This is a genomic window from uncultured Methylobacterium sp. (assembly GCF_964242245.1).
GTDB lineage: Bacteria > Pseudomonadota > Alphaproteobacteria > Rhizobiales > Beijerinckiaceae > Methylobacterium.
Map to the genome: position 1 here is coordinate 1 of NZ_CAXTBY010000097.1, position 15,323 is coordinate 15,323.

The window sequence follows — 15,323 nt, forward strand, 5'->3', positions numbered from 1 at the left end:
TGCGCGAGCTGTTCAAGGACGAGGTCCGGGTGCTCGGGCGCGAACTCGGCCTGCCGGACGCCTTCGTCGGCCGCCATCCGTTCCCCGGCCCGGGCCTCGCCATCCGCTGCCCCGGCACGATCACGCCTGAGAAGCTCGACGCGCTGCGCAAGGCCGACGCGATCTACCTCGACGAGATCCGGCAGGCCGGCCTCTACGACGCGATCTGGCAGGCCTTCGCGGTGATCCTACCGGTCAAGACGGTCGGCGTGATGGGCGACGGGCGCACCTACGACCACGTCTGCGCGCTGCGTGCCGTCACCTCCGTCGACGGCATGACGGCGGATTTCTACCCCTTCGACATGGCCTTCCTCGGCCGCGTGGCGACGCGGATCATCAACGAGGTCAAGGGTATCAACCGGGTGACCTACGACATCACCTCGAAGCCGCCCGGCACCATCGAGTGGGAGTGAGGCATGGTGGAAACGGCTGGAATGCCTGAGCGCGTGGACGTCGCCGTCGTCGGACTCGGGGCGATGGGCAGCGCCGTTCTCTACCAGCTCGCCAAGCGCGGCGCCTCGGTGGTCGGGCTGGATCGGTTCAGCCCGCCGCACGCGCTTGGGTCGAGCCACGGCGAGACCCGCATCACCCGGCAGGCGGTGGGGGAGGGGCGCGACTACGTTCCCTTCGTCCTCGACGCGCACCGGATCTGGCGGGAACTCGAGGCCGAGACCGGCGACACTCTCCTCAACGCCTGCGGCGTGCTGGTCATGTCCCCGGGAACCGGCGACACGTCGCACCACGGCAAGCCCGACTTCGTCCGGCGCACGATCGAGGCGGCGGAGACCTTCGCCATCCCGCACGAGATCCTCGACGGCGCCGCGGTCGCCCGCCGCTTCCCGCAGTTCCTCGGGCTCTCCGGCGACGAGCGGGCCTGCTACGAGCCCGGCGGCGGCTACGTCATGCCCGAGCGCTGCATCGCCGCGCAGTTGAGCCGCGCCGCCGCGCTCGGCGCCGAGATCCGGCTCGACGCCGCGGTGACCGGTATCGCGCCGGAGGGCGCGGGCGTTCGGATTGCGACCGCCGACGGGACGATCCGCGCCGACCGCGCGGTGGTCGCCGCCGGCGCCTGGACCGCGCCGCTCCTTGGCGCCCCGTTCGACCGCCTGCTCACGGTCAACCGTCAGGTGCTGCACTGGTACGCCCTCGACGACGCGCGCGCCTACGGCCCGGACGCGCCGGTCTACATCTGGATGCACGGCGCGGGCGACGAGGACTACTTCTACGGCTTCCCGCCCATGCCGGGGGAGGCGCGCGTCAAGGTCGCCACCGAGCAGTACGCGACCGCGACGCGGGCCGATGCCCTCGATCGCGTCGTGAGCCCGGCCGAGTCGGGGGAGATGTACCGCCGCCACGTCGCGGGGCGCCTCGCCGGCGCCACCGCGCAGGTCGCGCAGGCCGCGGCCTGCCTCTACACCGTGACGCCCGACCGCGGCTTCATCATCGACCGGCAGCCCGACAGCGACCGCATCCACGTCGTCTCGGCCTGCTCGGGCCACGGCTTCAAGCACTCCGCCGGCATCGGCAAGGCGGTGGCGGAACACCTCACCGACGGACGGAGCGCCGTCGACCTGACGCCGTTCGGCCTCGCGCGTTTCCGATGAGGCGGAGGCGTGGCGTGCGGCTTGCGTTGGGACGGCGCAGCAGGAGTCCCAGCGACTCCGACCACAAGGTGTGATCGCATGTCGAAGACGGTTCGCGCGTGGGTTCTCGCGGCGGCTCTGGCAGCGCCGGGGATCGCGGTCGCGGCCGACGGCGTCGACGCGATCAAGCAGCGCGGGACCCTCGTCGTCGGCGTGAAGGCCGACTACCGGCCCTTCGGGTTCCGCGATCCCGCCGGCGCGATCATCGGCATCGAGCCGGATCTGGCGGCTGACGTGGCCAAGCGCCTCGGCGTCAAGCTCGAACTCGTGCCCGTGGCGTCGTCGAACCGGCTGGAATTCCTCCAGCAGGGCAAGGTCGACATGCTGATCGCCACCCTGTCGGACAAGCCGGAGCGCCGCCGCGTCGTCCAGGCGATCGATCCGCCGTACTACTCCGACTACGTCAACGTGATGGTGGCCAGGAAGGCCGGGATCAAGGAATGGAGCGACCTGAAGGGCAAACCGGTCTGCGGCACGTCGGGGGCGTGGTACAACAAGGACATCGCCCGCGCCTACGGCCCCGAGATCGTCGCCTTCGACGGCTCCGAGAAGCCGCTCTTCGCGATGAAGCAGGGCAACTGCATCGGCTACGTCTACGACCAGACCTTCCTTCAGGGTAAGATGCTGGACGAGGACTGGAAGGCGGACTACGCCCTGCCGCTGAAGGGCGTGCTCGAAGCCCCGTGGATCATGGCGGTCGCACCCGGCAACGCCACGCTACAGACGCTCCTGGAGGCGACGACCAAGGACTGGATGAAGTCCGGCCTGATCGTCGAGGAGGAGAAGAAGTGGGGCATCGCGCCGACCGAGTATTCCAAGGCGATGCACGAGAAGGCCAAAGCCGGCACGAACTGAGACGACGTCTGTAGCTGGCCGGCAGGATTCGTAGTGATGCACGTCGTGCCGGAGTGGTTCCAGCGGCTCTACGACACCACCGGACTCAATTTCTCGGTGTTCTACGATTCCTACGACTGGAACCGCTACGTCTCCGGCCTGCGCATGACGCTGCTGCTCGGCGTGACCACGATCCTGGCGAGCCTCGTCCTCGGCGCGATCGGGGCGTGGTTGCAGGGCAGCCCGTCGCGGCTCCTGCGCGGCCTGATCGACGGCTTCGTGGTCGTGTTCCGCAACACCCCGCCCTTGGTGCAGATCTTCTTCTTCTACTTCGGCCTCGGCACGATGCTGCCGGCATCCGAGACCGCCGCGGGCCTGCGCGAGCCGCTGCTCGGCAACGTGCAGTGGGCGATCGTCTCGCTGTCGCTGTTTGCCGCCGCCTTCAACGTCGAGATCTTCCGCTCCGGCATCGAGGCCGTCCCGAAGACCACCGTCGAGGCCGCGCAGGCGCTGGGCTACACCCGGGCCAAGGCCTACCGCTACGTGATCCTGCCCCTGGCGCTGCGCGTCTGCCTGCCGGCGCTCAACAACAACCTCGTCAACCTGCTGAAGACCACGACGCTGGCCTACGCGATCGCGGTGCCGGAGACCCTCTACGCGGTCAAGCAGATCTGGTCGGAATCGCAGAACGTGGTCGAGATGATGGTCGTGCTGCTTGGCACCTACGGTATCCTGGTCGGCGTGCTCGTCTGGATCATGCACCGCTGGGAGCGGGCGCTGCGCATCCCGGGCTACGGCCGATGAGGCGCGCGGCGCCTCCGGGCGTGCTGCCGGTGCTCCTGCCCTTCGTCCCAGCCCACGCGAGACCTGCGCTGCGCCTGCGGCCGGTCCACGGCGTGCTGCTGGCTCTCACCGGGATGCTGCTCGCCTCCGCGGCCCTGGCGCAGGGGGGCGGCGTCCGGCCGTCCGCGCTCGCGGTGATCGTCAGGTGGGCGCCGCTGCTGCTCTCGGGCTTCGCGTTCAACATCGCGATCTCGCTGCTGGCGATGCTGATCGGCACGGCGGCGGGCACCGGCCTCGGCCTCGCGATGCTGTCGCAGCGGCGGCTCACCGCCCGGCTGGCCTGGGGCGTGACGCAGTTCTTCCGCAACGCGCCGTGGCTGGTGCTGCTGTTCTTCGTGATGTTCCTGGTGCCCTTCCAGGTCACGCTGTTCGGGTTCCGCATCCCGCTGCCCGACTGGATCAAGGCGACGTTGGGATTCTCCCTGCCGGTGATGGCCAACGTCGCCGAGATCGTGCGCGGCGCGGTCCGCTCGGTCCCGGATACCCAGTGGGAGGCCGCCGAGGCGCTGGCCTTCACCCGCCGCCAGATCCTGTGGCGGATCATCCTGCCGCAATGCCTCACGCGCATGCTGCCGCCGTGGATGAACGTCTACGCGCTGGTCGCGATGGCGACCGTCCAGGCCTCGATCGTCGGCGTCTCCGAGATGCTGACGCTGACGGCGCAGGTGCATGCGGCCGAGGGCGGGCGGCCGGAGCTGTTCGCGCCGCTCTACGGCTTCGCCCTGCTGTGCTTTTTCCTCTACTGCTATCCGATCACCCGCTGGACCGCGCGCCTCGAACGCCGCTTCCAGGTCCGTTGAGACACGCCGCCCCGATGCACGATGCCCTGACGGACGACGCGCCGATCGTACAACTCATCGACGTGCGCAAATCCTTCGGGACCTTGGAGGTCCTGAGGGGCATCAGCTTCGACGTGCGCAGGGGCGAGGTGGTCTGCATCATCGGCCCGTCCGGCTCCGGCAAGTCGACGCTGATCCGCTGCATCAACGCGCTGGTGCCGGTGACCTCCGGCACGATTCGCGTCGCGGGCATCGAGGTCGCCGATCCCAAGCTCGACGTGCTGGCCCTGCGCCGCCGGGTCGGGATGGTGTTCCAGCAATACAACCTGTTCCCGCACAAGACCGCGCTGCAGAACGTGATGATGGCGCCGATCCACGTGCTCGGCCAGGAGCGGCGCGCGGTCGAGGCGCGGGCCCGCGCGCTGATGAACAAGGTCCGGCTCGCGGGCAAGGAGGACGCCTATCCGGGCGAACTCTCGGGCGGTCAGCAGCAGCGCGTCGCCATCGCCCGCTCGCTCGCGATGCGCCCCGACGTGATGCTGTTCGACGAGGTCACCGCGGCCCTCGACCCGGAGACCGTCAAGGAGGTGCTCGCGACCATCCGCGAACTGGCCGAGGACGGCATGACGTGCCTGCTCGTCACCCACGAGATGAACTTCGCCCGCGAGATCGCCGACCACGTCTACTTCACCGATCGCGGCGTCATCGTCGAGCACGGACCGCCCGACCGCCTGTTCGCGGCGGCGCAGGACGAGCGCACGCGGCGGTTCCTGTCGCAGGTGTTGTGATTGAGCCGGCGGCCCTCGATGCCGACGCCTCAAGGGCGGGCCAACGTCGGGCCGTCGGCATCATCTGCACGCGCCCAACGCCTCGGATGACGCTGATCGGCACCGATGTCGGGATCTGCTCCGCGTCACGATCCGCCGGATTTCAGCCGCGCCGTGAGATCCACGTCGACGCCGACCTCCAGCGCGACCCACTGGCCCGACGCCCACGGGCCCTGGCCGACGCCGAAATTCGTGCGGACGAGGTCGAGGTGGCCGACCGCGTGCGCCGTCCCGCCCTCGGTGGTCAGGCGGAAGGGCAGGGTCGCGTCGCGGCGGACGCCGCGGATGGTCAGGCTGCCGACGGCCTCGTAGGCGTCGCCCCCCTTGGCCACGAACCGCGCCGCCTCGAAGCGCGCCTGCTTGTCCGCCTTCGCGTCGAACCACTCGGCCTGCGGCAGCGCCTCGTCGCGCTGGACGTCGCCGGTCTCGGCGCTGGTCAGGTCGATCAGGATTCGGGCGTGCCCGGATTCCGGCGCGGCGGGGTCGAAGGCGATCTCGGCCTCGAACCGCCGGAAGCGTCCCTGGAACGGCACGCCGACCTGGACGCCGGAGAAGCCGATCCGGCTCCTGCCCGCATCCACGATCCAGTCCGCGGCGCGCGCGGCGGAGGCTGCGACGAGGAGCGCGCCGGCGAGGCAGAGGCGGGACAGGATCATCGGGAGGGCTCCCTGCGCGCGGACGCGCTCGGACGTGAGAACACGGGCAGCATGCGCCACAGGGTGTCGTCGCGCAGGATCAGGTGGTGTCGCAGCGCCGCCCCGGCATGCAACAGGAACAGCGCGATCAGGAGCCAGGCGCCGGACGCGTGGACCAGCTTCAGCCCGGCCTCGACCGCGGCCTTGTCGGGGAGGCTTCCCAGCACCGGCAGGTGCGGCCAGGACACGACGCCGTAGAGCACGGTCGGGATGTTGAAGGGCGAGGCCGAGACCAGTGCCCAGCCGACCAGCGGCATGCCGAGGATCAGCCCGTAGAGCAGCCCGTGGACGGCGTGGGCCCCGCGCCGCTCGATCCGCGGCAGCGCCGCGGGGAGCGGCGGCGGCCGGTGCGAGAACCGCCATCCCAGCCGCAGCAGCGAGAGCAGCAGCACGGTGATGCCGACCGATTTATGCCCCTGGTACAACTGGAACCGGCGCATCGGCGCCAGATCCGCGTGCGTCATGGCGAGCCCGATCGCCAGCAGCGCCAGGACCGCGACGGCGATCAGCCAGTGCAGCCCGATCGCGACGAGGGTGTAGCGGCGCGGCGGCGCGGCACCGACGATCCCGGTCATGCTGGTCTCCCACGAGGCGCGAGGGCTAAGCAGGTTCGCGTTGGCAGGCCAACGCTTCGCCCGCTTAGGTCCTTGGTATGGCGCAGGTTTTCGGCGCAAAACCGCGGAACACTTTTGCGAAACCTGCTTAGTCCTTGCGCTCGAAGGCGCCGGCGATGGTGAGGTGGAGGTCGTCGCCGATCAGCGGCACGTAGGTCTTCACCCCGAACTCGGAGCGCTTGATCGCGCCCTTCACCTCGAAGCCGACCGTGTACTTCTTGCTCAGCGGGTTCACGCCGGCCCCGACCAGGGTCACCTCCAGGGTCACGGGCTTGGTCACGCCGTGCAGCGTCAGGTCGCCGGCGACCTTGGCCTTGTCCTTGCCGTCGGGCGTCACCTTGGTCGAGACGAAGGTCATCTCCGGGAACTTGCCGGCATCGAGCCACTGGGCGCTCTTCAGCTCGTCCGTGAGCTTGGCGCTGGTGGTGCTGACCGAGGCGACCGGGATGCTCACCTTGAGGCTGCTCGCGCCGGGATTCTCCGGCTTCAGATCGAGGGAGCCCGAGACCCCGGAGAAGCCGCCGGAATAGTTCGAGAAGCCCATGTGCGAGACGGTGAAGCCGACCTGGGTGTGGCCGGGGTCGACGGCGTAGGCGCCGGGCTGGACCTGCGCCGGGTCGCGGGTCGGCGGCGTCTGCGCCAGCGCCGGGCCCGAGAGGGCGAGACCCAGCGCGAGGCCGAGGAACGGGATCGTCAGGACAGTTCGCGTCACGGGGGTCTCCGTCAGGCAAGGGCGGCGGCGGCGCTGCGCCCGGATCGGGTCTCGCGCCGTCACGCCGTCGGCCGTCCCGTAGGCCGCTTTCCTCGGGTGCGAAAGCGGGTTAATCGGCGACACATGGTTGCGGCACCGGAAACCTTCGGCGGAAACCTCGACGACGTGCGCGCTTTCTGCGCGGTGGTCGACCTCGGCAGCGTCACCCGGGCCGCCGCCTTCGTCCGCGAGACCAAGGGCAGCGTGAGCCGGCGCGTCTCGCGCCTGGAGGCGGTGCTCGGCGTGACCCTGCTCGCGCGCAACCCGCGCGCGGTGTCGCCCACCGTCGAGGGGCTGGCGTTCCACGCCCGCGCGCAGGAGAGCCTCGCCCTGCTGGACGAGGCGCTGGAGACCGCCCGCGGCGCCCGCACCGAGCCGCGCGGGCACCTGCGCGTGACGGCCTCGATCGATTTCGGCGTCGAGATCCTGCCCGACCTCGTCGCGAGCTTCCGAAGCCTCTACCCGCAGATCACGATCGAGCTGCTGATCACCGACAGCCGCCTCGACCTCGCGGCCAACCGCGTCGACCTCGCCCTGCGGCTGGGCGGCGCGCATCCCGACAGCGGCTACACGGCTCCGATCCTGGCAGACCTGACGATCGGCCTCTACGCGTCGCCCGCCTACCTCGCGCGGCGCCCCGTGCCCACGACCCTCGACGATCTCGCCGGGCACGACGTGGTGATCGCGCGCGAGCGGCTGGGGGCCTCGCAGATCCGCGTCTCGGATCGTCTGGGGCGCGAGGCGCGGATCACCGTGAGGCCGGCGGTGCGGGCGACCGACTACGCCACGGTGCTGCGGCTGACGCTGGCCGGGGCCGGCATCGGCCACGTTCCGAGCCTCGTCGCCGCGAAGGCGCTGGCGGCGGGCAGCCTGATCCCGATCCTGCCGGACTGGGCGAGCCGCGGCGGCACCCTGCGGGCGGTGAGCTTGGCCGGCCGCGAACTGCCGGCGCGGGTGCGCCTGTTCCGCGAGCACGTCCGCACCGAACTGACGCGCTCGCGATCCGGATGGGACGGCGACCGCGCCGACGCGCACGCGGCGCGCGGCGCCTGACGCTCCGCCGCATCGCGCGGACGTCCGAGGACACGGCCGGCGCCGGACCGTTCTCCGAGACGCCCGTGTCCCCGCCGCGAGGTGCTTCGCGGAGGATTTCGGCGCTGCCCGTCAGGCGAGCGTCGAGAGGTCCTGGAACCAGTGCTGGGCCTGGGTGTAGCGCTTCACCCGCGGGGACAGCGCGTGCGGGTTGGTGTCGTGCACCACCCAGACCTGGACCGCGTCGTCGACCACGATCTCGTGGATGCGGGCGAGCAGCCGGTCCTGCTCGGCGAGGTCGAGGCTGGCCTTCACTTGGTCGCAGAGGGCGTCGACCTCGGGGTTCCGGTAGTGGCTCCAGTTCACGCCGTTGGGGGCGATCTGCTTCGAATCGTAGAAGCGCAGGATCGCGTAGAACGGGTCCGAAGTGACGTAGGCGATGTTGCCGGCGGTGACGCCCTTCAGGCTCGGATCGGCCGCGCCCTGGCGCCAGCCGGTGTAGGCCACCTCCAGCTCCACCGTGCGGAACTCGACCTGGATGCCGACCTCGGCCCAGCTCTGCTGGATGAACTCGTTGATCGGCAGCGAGAGCATCTGGCCGGTGCCCCCGGTCGGGATGACGATGGTCGCCTTGACCGGGTTCTTCACCGAGTAGCCCGCCTCCTCCACGAGCTTCCTGGCGGCCTCCACGTCGGTCTTGATCTGGAACTTGGGCTTGCCGAACCACGGGTTCGACGTCTGCACCTGCCCCAAGGCCGGCGCAGCGAGCCCGCCCATGAGCTGCACCACGCCGTCGCGGTCGATGGCGAGGTTGGCGGCCTTGCGCAGGCGCAGGTCCCGCCACGGGCTGCCCTCCAGCATCGACAGGTGATAGTTCCAGACGTGCGGCGTGTCGTTGCCGACGATGCGCATGCCGGCGGCCTTCAGGCGCGGCACGGCGTCGGGCGCCGGCAGCTCGATCAGGTCGACGCTGCCGGACAGGAGCGCGTTCACCCGGGCGAGATCCTCGGGCACGCAGGACAGCGTCAGCTTGGCGAGCTTCGGCATCCGCTTCGGGTTCCAGTGCGCCTCGTTCGCCACGAGTTCGAGCCGCACCCGGGGCTGCAACTGGCCCATCTTGTAGGGGCCGGTGCCGGAGGGCTGAAACGCGAATTTCGACCAGTCGCGGCCGAGCGCCTCGAACTGCGCCGGCGACGAGATCAGGAACCACAGCATCTGGTAGGGGAACAGGCTGTCGGCCGCCTTGGTCGTCACCTGAACGGTCATCGCGTCGCGCTTCCTGTAGGACGCGACGCCGGGCAGGCGCGGGCGCACCTGCGCGGCTTGGCGCTGGTCGAAGTGCGGCGCCTCCTTGTTCAGAACCTTGTCGAAGTTCCAGATCACGGCGTCGGCATCGAAGGCCGACCCGTCGTGGAACGTCACGCCGTCGCGCAGGCGGAAGGTCCAGAGCTTGCGGTCGGCCGGGTCGCTCTCCCACCCGGTCGCCAGCCCCGGGATCAGCTTGCCGGGCCGGTCGGCGACGTCGAGTTCCCACGCCACGAGCGGATCGTAGAGGGTCAGGCCCGTGAACTGGTAGCCGCCCGCGCCCTTGTCGGGCTGACCGGTCGTGAGCGGCAGGTCGGTCATCGAGATGCCGTAGGTCAGGCTGCCCGACGGCGCCCCACCGGCAACCGGCGCCGCGCTCGTCTGGGCGAAGGCCGGAGAACCGGAGATCGGCCCGAGCGCACCGAGGGCGGCGCCTCCCAGCATGAGGTTGCGGCGGGTGAGCGGATTCTGATCCATCGGGCACTTGCTGTGAGAGGGCCGGCCCGGGAGAAGATCGGGCCGGGGATGCCGTTCGTTGTAGGGAACGCGATTCGATCTTCGAGCATCAATAATAGGCCGTCCGCGGCACTTTGCAGGCTTCGTGCCTGCCGGCGCGCCAGGGACGGGCCGCACGCGCGATCCGACCCGGCCGTGCGCGCGATGGGCGGCGGAGCAGGACGCAATCGGCGTCGGCCTCGGGGCTGACCTAAGCTTTTCGCGCGACCTTCGACCGACGCGACAGAATCGGCTCCGGGCGCGCCGTGAGGCTCGCTTCGGCCTCATCGAGGAGATCCATCAGGGCTTCGACCGCGACCGGGGCCGCGGATCGCACGATCGCGTCCCCGTACAGCGCGGCCGCCAGCGAGTGACGAACCGGCATCGGATGCCCGCGGACCGCCGCCGCGGTGCAGAACGCCACGGCCTCCTCGTCCGGCTGCACGACGATGCCGAAGCCGCAGTGGAACGGGCCGGCATCGAACACGCGCAGGGCGACGACGAGCCCTTCGGGCGCCGAGGCTTCCAGCCCCTCGTCCATCAGCCAGATCCGACGCTCCGCATCGAGCAGGTCGTCGAGCCACACGCCGCCGGCCTCGTGCCAGCCGGCGACGCGGAAGATGGAGAGGAACGCCGATCCGAGCCTGCGTGCGACCTCCCTGTCCGTCGGCGCGACGGTATCGATGTGCCGGGCGAGGAAGCCGTCGATCACCCGGCGGCGGCGCTGGTTCGGCTCGAACAGGGCCACGTCGCAGAGCATGGCGAAGGTCTCCTCATCGTCGAGCTGCGCGTCGTCGACGAGGTCGAGGTGCTTCGCGGCACGGTCGAAATCGGGCTTTTTACACTGCCGGACCGCCTGCCTCAGCACCGCCTGAACGGATGCGCGGATCGGACGGTAGCGCGCGAGCACGCCACCGCGCGTCGGCACCTCGATGGCATCGGTCATGCTGGGCCTCCGGGTCCGAGGAGCAGGTTGCCCCATGAACGGTATCCGGGATCGGCTTCGCGGCAAGTGGCGCATCACCGAAACCGGCACGTGGGACAACGATTACCTCGACCTCGTCGAACCCGCCTTCATCGCGTTCGACCCGCCGGGCGGGGACAGCGCGTTCCGCTTCGGCGTCGTCGTGGCGAGCCTCGACTGCGCCTACAGTCGGACGGATGTCGGCTTCGATTTCCACGGGTCGGACGAGGGCGACGAAATCTCCGGGGGCGGCTGGGCCGCGTTCGACGGTCCGGACGCGATCCACGGCGAGATCGCCTTCGAGAACGGCGACGACACGACGTTCAAGGCGCGCCGCTGGTAGCGGGCCGAGGCCCGGCATCCCCGGCTTCCGATCGGGAAACGATGCCGTCGCCACGCGCTTCGGGACCACGGTTCGCTCACCGGCTCGGGCAGGGCGCGCGACGACGTCGTTTCGGGCAACCGGTCCATCATCGGCTCGGCGCCGATGCCAGGAAGCGCGCGACGAGCATCCGTGCCAAGTCCCGCGGGGGCGCCGCGGTGAGCGCGCCGAGCTTGCCCGAGGTCGAGAGCGAGGCCAGGCCGTGCAGGGCCGCCCACAGGGCCGCGACCGCGCGCGCGCGCTCCTCCGCCTCCGGCAGGAGCGGTCGAAGGGTCGCATCGACGAGATCGGTTGCCCCCGCCAGCGCCTCCCGATGCCAAGCGGGGGCCTCGGTGCCCGGCGGCAATCGATGCTCGAACACGAGGCTCCAGACCAGCGGATCGGCGGCGACGAAGACGAGGTACGCCTCGGCCAGCGCGAGCGCGTTCTCCCGCGCCGTCGCCTTCGGATCGAGCGCCGCCGCGAGGGCTACGCGCAGCCGGTCGAAGGTGCGGGCGTTCACGCGCAGGTGCACCGCGTCGAGGTCGCCCACCGCGTTGTAGATCGAGTTCGGCGCGTAGCCGATCGCGGCCGCGAGCCGCCGCATGCCCAGCGCCCGCACGCCCTCGCGCCGAACGAGACCCTCGGCGGCCTCGGTCACGAGGGCGATGAAGCCTTCGCGGTTGTGCTCGCCGCGGGGACCCGCCGCGCGCTTCTTCGGGGTTCTCACGATTGCTCCGCCCGGCCGCGTCCCGTGCGATCGCGCACGGGCGAACGCGTTAGATTGCACGGCGTGCAGAAACAAGCTTGCGCACCGTCGCGGCTCGCCTAGTTTGCACGTTGTTCAAAGATCGTGGCGCGATCGAAGGCGGCGCATGGGCAGCCCTTCGGTCCCGCCTCGATTTGACGCGACCGTGCGCCTTGAGCCAGTCATGGCGCAGCCGGGGGAGACCGCCATGTTCCGTTCGCTGATGACCGCCCGGCGCTTCGCACCGCTGTTCTGGTGCCAGTTCTTCTCCGCCTTCAACGACAACTTCCTCAAGAACGCGCTGGCCTTCCTGATCCTGTTCAAGGTCGCGGACGGCGCCGATCCCAACGCCGGCATCCTGGTCACGCTGGCGAGCGCGGTTTTCATCGGGCCGTTCTTCATCCTCTCGGGCCTGGGCGGCCAGCTCGCCGACCGCTACGACAAGGCCCTGGTCGCCAAGCGGCTGAAGTTCGCCGAGATCTTCGCCGCCGGCACGGCGGTCGTCGGCTTCCTCCTGCATTCGGTGCCGCTCCTGTTCGTGGCGCTCGGACTGTTCGGGACGATCGCGGCCCTGTTCGGCCCGATCAAGTACGGCATCCTGCCCGACCACCTGCGCCGCGAGGAACTGCCGGCCGGCAACGCGCTGGTCGAGGCGGCGACCTTCCTCGCGATCCTGCTCGGCACCATCGCCGCCGGGTTTGCCAGCGCGATGGGGGGGTCGCACCTCGTCTTCGGCGGCCTGATCATGGTCTTCGCCGTGCTGTGCTGGCTCTCGGCGCGCCTGATCCCGCGCACCGGCGAGGGCGCGCCCGACCTGACGGTCGACCGCAACGTCGCGCGCTCGACCGTGATGCTGCTGCGCGACCTCTGGGGCGACCGGCGCCTGTGGCGCGGCTCGGTGATCGTGAGCTGGTTCTGGCTCGTCGGCGTCGTGATCCTGTCGCTGCTTCCGCTCCTGGTCCGCCACGACTTCAACGGCTCCGAGACGGTGGTGACGCTGCTGCTCGCGGTGTTCTCGATCGGCATCGCGCTGGGCTCCGGCCTCGCCTCGTGGCTGTGCAGCGGGCGGATCGTGCTGCTGCCGACGCCGGTGGGCGCGGTGCTGATGGGCCTGTTCGGCCTCGACCTCGCCTGGACGGTGGCGCACCACGCGCCGGCCGCCGGTGAGATGATCGGCGCGGGCGCCTTCCTGCACATCGGCGCGGGCCTGCGCGTCGCCATCGACTTCCTCGGGCTCGCCATGGCCGGGGGCTTGTACATCGTCCCGTCGTTTGCCGCCGTGCAAGCCTGGACCGACAAGGCCAAGCGCGCCCGCATCATCGGCGCGGTCAACGTGCTGACGGCGGCCTTCATGGTCGCCGGCACGCTGGCGCTGGCCGCCCTTCAGGGCGCCGGCCTGTCGAGCGCGACCCTGCTCGCCCTCGTCGCGATCCTCAACCTGATCGTCGGCGTCATCGTCCTCGCGACCCTGGAGACGAGCCCCTTCCGCGACTTCCTCTCGATCCTGTTCCGGGCGTTCTACCGGCTGGAGGTGCGCGGCCTCGAGAACGTGGAGCGGGCGGGGGCCAACGCCATCGTCGCGCTCAACCACGTCTCGTTCCTCGACGCGCCGCTCGCCCTGTCGCTGCTCGACCAGGAGCCGGTCTTCGCGATCGACCACGGCATCGCGCAGCGCTGGTGGGTCAAGCCCTTCCTGCGCGTCACCAAGGCGATGCCGCTGGACCCGACGCGGCCGCTGGCCACCCGCACGCTCATCAACGCGGTCAAGGGCGGCGAGACGCTGATCATCTTTCCCGAAGGACGGCTCACCGTCACCGGCAGCCTGATGAAGGTCTACGACGGGGCCGGCCTGATCGCCGACAAGTCCGGCGCGATGGTGGTGCCGGTCCGCATCGAGGGTCTTGAGAAGACCGCGTTCTCACGGCTCTCGCGGGCCCAGGTGAAGCGGCGCTGGTGGCCGAAGGTGATCGTCACCGTGATGCCGCCGGTGGCGCTCACCGTCGATCCGGCGCTGAAGGGCAAGGCCCGGCGGCAGGCGGCGGGCGCGGCGCTCTACGACATCATGTCGGAACTGGTGTTCCGCACCACCGACATCGACCGCGGCGTGATGGCGGCGCTGATCGAGGCCGGCGAGCGCCACGGCTGGCGCCGCACCGCCCTCGAAGACCCGGTCTCGGGAAAGCTCAGCTATTCCCGCCTCGTGATGGGCGCCAACATCCTCGGCCGCAAGCTGATGCCGATGGCCGGCGAGGGCAAGGCGATCGGCCTGATGCTGCCGAACGCCAACGGCGCGGCGGTGACCTTCTTCGCGCTGGCCTCGGCCGGCCGCGTGCCGGCGATGATCAACTTTTCCGCAGGCGCCGCCAACATCCTCTCAGCCTGCCGGGCGGCGGAGGTCTCCACCATCCTCACCTCCCGCGCCTTCATCGAGAAGGGCCGCCTCGGCGCCCTTGTCGAGGCGATCCAGGGCAAGGTCGACCTCGTCTACCTCGAGGACGTGCGTGCCACCGTCACGACCGGCGACAAGATCCGCGGCCTGCTCGCGCCGCGGAAACCCCTCGTCGCCCGGAAAGGAACGGACGCCGCGGCGATCCTGTTCACCTCGGGCTCGGAGGGCACGCCGAAGGGCGTGATGGTCGCCCACCGCAACATGCTGGCCAACGTCGCCCAGGTCGCCGCGCGGATCGATTTCGGGCCGTCCGACAAGGTGTTCAACGTCCTGCCGGTGTTCCACGCCTTCGGGCTGACGGCGGGTCTCGTGCTGCCGCTGGTCTCGGGCGTCCCGGTCTACCTCTACCCGTCGCCGCTGCATTATCGGATCGTGCCGGAGCTGGTCTACGGCTCGAACGCCACGGTCCTGTTCGGCACCGACACCTTCCTCACCGGCTACGCACGCGCCGCCCACGCCTACGACCTGCGCTCCCTTCGCTACGTCGTCGCCGGCGCCGAGCCGGTGAAGGAGACGACCCGCAAGACCTACGCGGAGAAATTCGGGCTGCGCATCCTCGAAGGCTACGGCGTCACCGAGTGCGGTCCGGTGGTCGCGGTCAACACCCCGATGTTCAACCGCTTCGGCACCGTCGGCCGGCTGGTGCCGGGCCTGGAATACCGCCTCGATCCGGTGCCCGGCATCGAGGTGGGCGGCCGCCTCGTGGTGCGCGGCCCCAACATCATGCTCGGCTATCTCCGCGCCGAGAACCCCGGCGTGCTGGAGCCGCCGCCCGACGGCTGGCACGACACCGGCGACATCGTCGCGCTCGACGCGCAAGGGTTCGTCGCCATCAAGGGCCGCGCCAAGCGGTTTGCCAAGATCGCCGGCGAGATGGTCTCGCTGGCCGGCGTCGAAGCGCTCGCCGCCGACCTCTGGCCCGACAGCCCGAGCGCCGTCGCCGC

At 70.4% G+C, this 15,323-nt stretch carries 14 protein-coding genes and 1 pseudogene; 9 read left to right on the forward strand and 6 right to left on the reverse strand.

Features of this window, described 5'->3' with window-relative positions; translation table 11 throughout:
- The 6 genes and pseudogenes from ACFE8Y_RS16740 to ACFE8Y_RS16765 all read left to right on the forward strand — a co-directional run.
- Positions 1–452 (forward strand): annotated as a pseudogene (locus ACFE8Y_RS16740) (GMP synthase (glutamine-hydrolyzing)); the annotation flags it as partial.
- Positions 453–473: 21 nt separating this feature from the next.
- A complete protein-coding gene (gene solA, locus ACFE8Y_RS16745) occupies positions 474–1,643 on the forward strand; it encodes an N-methyl-L-tryptophan oxidase (protein ID WP_375465514.1) in 1,170 nt (389 codons plus the stop codon).
- Positions 1,644–1,721: 78 nt separating this feature from the next.
- Positions 1,722–2,537, forward strand: a complete 816-nt coding sequence (locus ACFE8Y_RS16750) for a transporter substrate-binding domain-containing protein (RefSeq protein ID WP_375465515.1) — start codon at positions 1,722–1,724, stop codon at positions 2,535–2,537.
- 36 nt (positions 2,538–2,573) lie between these two features.
- A complete protein-coding gene (locus ACFE8Y_RS16755) occupies positions 2,574–3,320 on the forward strand; it encodes an amino acid ABC transporter permease (protein WP_375465516.1) in 747 nt (248 codons plus the stop codon).
- Positions 3,317–4,159, forward strand: a complete 843-nt coding sequence (locus ACFE8Y_RS16760) for an amino acid ABC transporter permease (protein ID WP_375465517.1) — start codon at positions 3,317–3,319, stop codon at positions 4,157–4,159. Before ACFE8Y_RS16755 ends, ACFE8Y_RS16760 begins: the two co-directional genes overlap by 4 nt.
- Positions 4,160–4,173: 14 nt before the next feature.
- On the forward strand, positions 4,174–4,926 hold the full coding sequence (locus tag ACFE8Y_RS16765) for an amino acid ABC transporter ATP-binding protein (RefSeq protein ID WP_375465518.1): 753 nt from the start codon (positions 4,174–4,176) through the stop codon (positions 4,924–4,926).
- Between the two features lie 125 nt (positions 4,927–5,051).
- Here ACFE8Y_RS16765 and ACFE8Y_RS16770 read toward each other — a convergent pair whose 3' ends face one another.
- The 3 genes from ACFE8Y_RS16770 to ACFE8Y_RS16780 form a co-directional block, all read right to left on the reverse strand.
- On the reverse strand, positions 5,052–5,621 hold the full coding sequence (locus ACFE8Y_RS16770) for a YceI family protein (protein WP_375465519.1): 570 nt from the start codon (positions 5,619–5,621) through the stop codon (positions 5,052–5,054).
- Positions 5,618–6,235, reverse strand: a complete 618-nt coding sequence (locus ACFE8Y_RS16775; protein WP_375465520.1) for a cytochrome b — start codon at positions 6,233–6,235, stop codon at positions 5,618–5,620. Before ACFE8Y_RS16775 ends, ACFE8Y_RS16770 begins: the two co-directional genes overlap by 4 nt.
- A 127-nt stretch (positions 6,236–6,362) precedes the next feature.
- Positions 6,363–6,986 carry a YceI family protein gene (locus ACFE8Y_RS16780; protein WP_375465521.1) on the reverse strand — a complete coding sequence of 208 codons (624 nt, stop codon included), beginning with the start codon at positions 6,984–6,986 and terminating at the stop codon, positions 6,363–6,365.
- A 123-nt stretch (positions 6,987–7,109) separates the two neighbouring features.
- Here ACFE8Y_RS16780 and ACFE8Y_RS16785 point away from each other — a divergent pair, with 123 nt between their 5' ends.
- On the forward strand, positions 7,110–8,078 hold the full coding sequence (locus tag ACFE8Y_RS16785) for a LysR substrate-binding domain-containing protein (protein WP_375465522.1): 969 nt from the start codon (positions 7,110–7,112) through the stop codon (positions 8,076–8,078).
- A gap of 111 nt (positions 8,079–8,189) precedes the next feature.
- Here the strand turns inward: ACFE8Y_RS16785 and ACFE8Y_RS16790 are convergent, their stop codons facing one another.
- Positions 8,190–9,839 carry an ABC transporter substrate-binding protein gene (locus ACFE8Y_RS16790; RefSeq protein ID WP_375465523.1) on the reverse strand — a complete coding sequence of 550 codons (1,650 nt, stop codon included), beginning with the start codon at positions 9,837–9,839 and terminating at the stop codon, positions 8,190–8,192.
- A gap of 229 nt (positions 9,840–10,068) precedes the next feature.
- Entirely contained in the window at positions 10,069–10,803 is a 735-nt protein-coding gene (locus tag ACFE8Y_RS16795; protein WP_375465524.1) for a hypothetical protein, read from the reverse strand.
- Positions 10,804–10,837: 34 nt separating this feature from the next.
- Between ACFE8Y_RS16795 and ACFE8Y_RS16800 the strand changes: the two genes are divergently transcribed.
- Positions 10,838–11,164: a hypothetical protein gene (locus ACFE8Y_RS16800; RefSeq protein ID WP_375465525.1), complete on the forward strand. Its 327-nt coding sequence runs from the start codon at positions 10,838–10,840 to the stop codon at positions 11,162–11,164.
- Between the two features lie 127 nt (positions 11,165–11,291).
- On the opposite strand, the gene ACFE8Y_RS16805 is transcribed toward ACFE8Y_RS16800, so the two are convergent.
- Entirely contained in the window at positions 11,292–11,912 is a 621-nt protein-coding gene (locus ACFE8Y_RS16805; RefSeq protein ID WP_375465526.1) for a TetR/AcrR family transcriptional regulator, read from the reverse strand.
- 226 nt (positions 11,913–12,138) lie between these two features.
- Between ACFE8Y_RS16805 and ACFE8Y_RS16810 the strand changes: the two genes are divergently transcribed.
- Positions 12,139–15,323, forward strand: a 3,185-nt coding sequence (locus ACFE8Y_RS16810) for an acyl-[ACP]--phospholipid O-acyltransferase (protein ID WP_375465527.1), incomplete at its 3' end; no start/stop codon positions are given.

What these genes read in the sequence shown, in the direction of transcription:
- solA (WP_375465514.1), top strand. Translation starts at nt 474, where the DNA reads ATGCCTGAGCGCGTGGACGTCGCCGTCGTCGGACTCGGGGCGATGGGC.
- ACFE8Y_RS16770 (WP_375465519.1), bottom strand. Translation starts at nt 5,621, where the DNA reads ATGATCCTGTCCCGCCTCTGCCTCGCCGGCGCGCTCCTCGTCGCAGCC.
- ACFE8Y_RS16750 (WP_375465515.1), top strand. Translation starts at nt 1,722, where the DNA reads ATGTCGAAGACGGTTCGCGCGTGGGTTCTCGCGGCGGCTCTGGCAGCG.
- ACFE8Y_RS16775 (WP_375465520.1), bottom strand. Translation starts at nt 6,235, where the DNA reads ATGACCGGGATCGTCGGTGCCGCGCCGCCGCGCCGCTACACCCTCGTC.
- ACFE8Y_RS16790 (WP_375465523.1), bottom strand. Translation starts at nt 9,839, where the DNA reads ATGGATCAGAATCCGCTCACCCGCCGCAACCTCATGCTGGGAGGCGCC.
- ACFE8Y_RS16795 (WP_375465524.1), bottom strand. Translation starts at nt 10,803, where the DNA reads ATGACCGATGCCATCGAGGTGCCGACGCGCGGTGGCGTGCTCGCGCGC.
- ACFE8Y_RS16765 (WP_375465518.1), top strand. Translation starts at nt 4,174, where the DNA reads ATGCACGATGCCCTGACGGACGACGCGCCGATCGTACAACTCATCGAC.
- ACFE8Y_RS16760 (WP_375465517.1), top strand. Translation starts at nt 3,317, where the DNA reads ATGAGGCGCGCGGCGCCTCCGGGCGTGCTGCCGGTGCTCCTGCCCTTC.
- ACFE8Y_RS16800 (WP_375465525.1), top strand. Translation starts at nt 10,838, where the DNA reads ATGAACGGTATCCGGGATCGGCTTCGCGGCAAGTGGCGCATCACCGAA.
- ACFE8Y_RS16755 (WP_375465516.1), top strand. Translation starts at nt 2,574, where the DNA reads ATGCACGTCGTGCCGGAGTGGTTCCAGCGGCTCTACGACACCACCGGA.
- ACFE8Y_RS16785 (WP_375465522.1), top strand. Translation starts at nt 7,110, where the DNA reads ATGGTTGCGGCACCGGAAACCTTCGGCGGAAACCTCGACGACGTGCGC.